This window comes from Streptomyces sp. CNQ329, from assembly GCF_000482585.1.
Genome location: NZ_AXVU01000145.1, coordinates 1 through 1,448 on the forward strand (window position 1 = coordinate 1; position 1,448 = coordinate 1,448).

Genomic DNA, 1,448 nt, shown 5'->3' on the forward strand with positions numbered 1-1,448 from the left:
CACCACACAACCCACAACCACCCAGCAAACACCCCACAACTTGGCCACCACCACACCAACGACTTGGCGCCCACTTGGCGACCACACACCAAGCAGAGGTCACGGCACTCCTGAGGCCCGCGACGTCGAGGCAAGCGCCGCACCGACGGCCTGGTCGGACGCCCCGCCGGGGCGGTTCCCAACGCTTCCCCCTCACCGGACGAGTCGCGCGCCGGACTGCGGCACCTTCCCGGACTGAAGCATGCATAACGGCCATAAACAGGGAAGACCAGATATGTGGTGTTCCTCTTGCCATTGGGATGTAGTACACGTGGGTGGACGCCGCGTGCACGCACGAGGGCCGAATGCGGAAGTTGCTGCGACCTGCCTATTGGTGGCTCGAGGTATCTATTGGATGCCGATAACCGTCCTGCTGCGCAGCGCACCAAGGTAGATACGGCCGGTGGACGGGTGGCGGTGTCTGCAGGGCATCCTGTTTGCGCTGTACACCGGCGTTACCTGGCAACATCTGCCGATGGATCTCGGCTTCGGCTCCGGCCAGACGCGTTTGCGCCGACTGGGCCGACGGTATGAGGCCGGGGTCTTCGGCCCGTCATGAACCGTGGATCGAATAGCTGCTCAGCTTCCTGCTGATGCGACTTGACGAAACCAGCTTTGAGCAGCTCGTTGCCCACGAGCCCACGCGGATGGCGGCCCCTTACATCGAGATGGCCGGAGGCCGATGCGAGCACCGGGCGATCTTCTTCACCGGCTGCGTTACCTGCTGTCAGATGCTGTCACCTGACTTGCTCTACTACCGGGCCGAAGCCTGGCCCTGCCAGTCTGTACGGTCCCTGGCCCTGCCGTTCTCCGAGGATCCGGAATACTCCGAGGAATGGAGACATGAGTCCCTGCCGGCCTCAGGAAACTTCATCCACCGCGAACAGGATTCTCCAGCTTCGCCACTCACCTCACGAACTATTCGTGCTCAGGCAGAGTGACCGAAGCGTGGCCTCAGGGATCGGCCACCGCTCGCTACGCCGGCCCCGCCCAGACTCGACCAGCGCGGCGTGGTGGAGGACCTCGGGTCCTCTGCAGCGTCAGCTCGAAGGTTTTCTTCAGCCAGGCGGTGTGGGCTTCACGACCAGGCTCGTCGCCGTACGTGTCCCCGGCCGCGAGAAGGCGGAACAGGGCGCGTGATCCGCGCAGTTAGGAAGAGATCACCTTTTTCGCCGCAGAGGATTATTGGCAAGGTGGCGAGCTCAGCACCGTGCCAGGCCATAGCGGCTCGCCCCCCTGCACGTGATGCGCTGCGGGTGCCTCGTCGAGACAACATGGGACGCAGGTGGCGGAGTGCGCGGCCACCCCCTCCTGCCCTAGTACTACAGGGCTAGATCTTGATCATGGGGTGGTGGGAGACTCTGGCTGTGGCCACGACACAGCCCCGTGATCAAGATTGTCCGTCGGAC

At 63.7% G+C, this 1,448-nt stretch carries 1 protein-coding gene and 1 pseudogene; both read left to right on the plus strand.

The features are described 5' to 3' along the window. Positions 1–454: 454 nt before the first annotated feature. A pseudogene (locus tag I003_RS33900) lies at positions 455–586 on the plus strand (IS5/IS1182 family transposase); the annotation flags it as partial. 46 nt (positions 587–632) lie between these two features. Further along, a complete protein-coding gene (locus tag I003_RS36305) occupies positions 633–980 on the plus strand; it encodes a hypothetical protein (protein ID WP_158689055.1) in 348 nt (115 codons plus the stop codon). Positions 981–1,448 lie beyond the last annotated feature (468 nt).